Here is a 2,065-nt window from a genome sequence, read left to right as displayed (position 1 = left end):
TACGCGCCGACCTTCATCTCGGCCTGCTCCAACTCGCCTGCAGCATCATCTGCTTGAGGCGACTCCGAACCTCATTCTGAAATGATCAGTTAGAGACCATCTCAATTGGCAGATGAGCTCATTGGTATAGATGAGCCAGGTCCGCTTCGTTCACGGGGTAGGGACGTTCATGGGGCAGGAGTTGCCGTGCAGCGTGCAGGTCTCCGTCCTGTACATGCGCGTGGATGGTGTGGGCGAGCGATGTGATGTCGGTGATGGAGACGGTCCACTCATCGGCGTAGAGACGGGCGGCCTCGCCGGTGAGGCCGAGCTGGAGCGACCGGTGGGCAAGTGGCTGGAGGTGCAGGTCGCGTTCGGGATCCCATTGCACCCGAGCCGGAGCCCGCTTCAATTGGCGCTTCCACGTGGCACGGTCGCTGTGGAGGCCATGCTCGTAGTGGGACAGACAAGCGTGCTCCAGTGCCCACTCGAAGCCTTCACGGGAGATCTCGACAGCGAGGACGGTCTCCTGGCCTTCTTTCGTGCCCCACCCGCAGCGGTACATCATCCACTGGAACGACGGCTTGATCCAGGTCATCCGGTCCCGCTGCCACTCCGCTGGGAAACGGCCCTCCCGAGCCGCTGGCAGGCCAATCTCCGGGGCGTACGCCTGGTAGACGGTGACCGTGGAGTCCGTGTGCAGGGCTCGGATCTGGTATTTGGGTTCTGCCACGGGACCAGGGTGGGCACACTGTTTCGCGCGCGCCATCGAATTACCGCGGTGTCAGGCCGCCGAGCCTGCGATAGCAGATGAGGGTGGCGGCGATGCCGACGAAGGCGAGGAAGTGCGCGGCCTTGCGCTCGTAGCGGCGGTGCAGGCGGCGGCATCCGGCAAGCCAGGCCACCGTTCTCTCCACAGTCCAGCGGTGACGGCCCACCGTTGGGAGGATTCGATGCCCTTGCGGGCGATGCGCGGCGTGATGTTCCGCGAGCGGAGCCATCGACGCAGGTGGTCGTAGTCGTACCCTTTATCGCCGTGGAGCTTGGCGGGCTGTCGCCGACGAGGCCCGCGCCTGGAGCGGATGGGAGGTATGCCCCGCACCAGCGGTTCCAGCCCCTGGCTGTCGTGGGTGTTGGCAGCGGAGATGCCGATCGAGAGGGGCAGACCGGTCCGCTCGGTGATCAAATGGATTTTCGAGCCTTTCTTGCCCCGGTCTACAGGATTCGGGCCCGTCAGATCCCCTCTTTCATGGCGCGCATGCTCACCGAGTCAATTGCGCATCGCGACCAATCCAGTTCCCCGTGTGCGCAGAGCTCGTCCAGGACCAGGCGGTGAAGCTTGCCCCGGAGCCGGGCTCTGCTCCACTCGGTGAACCGGCGGTGCGCGGTCGGTCCAGACGGGCCGAAGACGGCGGCAACTGCTGCCACGTGCATCCCGTGGGGGCTACGAACACGATCGCGGCCAGCACCTCCCGATCGCCGTGACGCCGCCGGCCCCCGCCCTGTGCGCGCACAGGCGCTGGGGGCACCACCCGCTGGAACAACTCCCACAACCCGCCCGGAACCAGGCGCTCCACCATCGTCAGCACGACGAAGAGACTAACGATCAAGCCAATTGAGATGGTCTCTTAGGAATCAGTGCCTCAGCCACCACCGACAACCATGTACACCAACTGCTCACCTGCAGCGATGACTTTACGAGCCCCACACCAGAAGACGACCTCTACGCTCCGGAACAGCCAGCGGTCAAGGTGCTATTGCTGACCGCCGTCCCGTCCCCGGATTCCGGCCTGCAGGCCCGCCTGGACTCCATCGAAGGGCTTATCCACCTGAACCACAGGACAGCGTGAACAGTTACTGATCCACAGCTTTTGGCAATGATTCCGCGTTTTCCCCCTGGGGCATGCGTTGTGCCAGTCACGGCAGGTCGGCCAGCTCCTCGGCGGACAGTTGCTCGCCGAAGAGCCGCAGGACGCTGAGTAGAGGGCGTATGAAAAGCCTGTCAGCGGGCAAGTTGCCAGGTAGCGGGGTGGTGGCGCACTTTCGGGGGCTGGGGTGTGCGGGCTGCGTACCGGTTACTCGACGG

At 64.5% G+C, this 2,065-nt stretch carries 1 protein-coding gene and 1 pseudogene; both read right to left on the bottom strand.

Annotated features, from left to right (window positions below):
- Window positions 1-118 precede the first annotated feature (118 nt).
- A complete protein-coding gene (locus ACWGJB_RS49790) occupies window positions 119-748 on the bottom strand; it encodes a DUF4291 domain-containing protein (RefSeq protein ID WP_453386631.1) in 630 nt (209 codons plus the stop codon).
- 4 nt (window positions 749-752) lie between these two features.
- Window positions 753-1,559: pseudogene (locus tag ACWGJB_RS49785) on the bottom strand (IS5 family transposase).
- Window positions 1,560-2,065 lie beyond the last annotated feature (506 nt).

The sequence above is a fragment of the Streptomyces sp. NPDC054813 genome (genome assembly GCF_053611365.1).
This window is presented reverse-complemented; position numbering and strand designations above follow the sequence as displayed.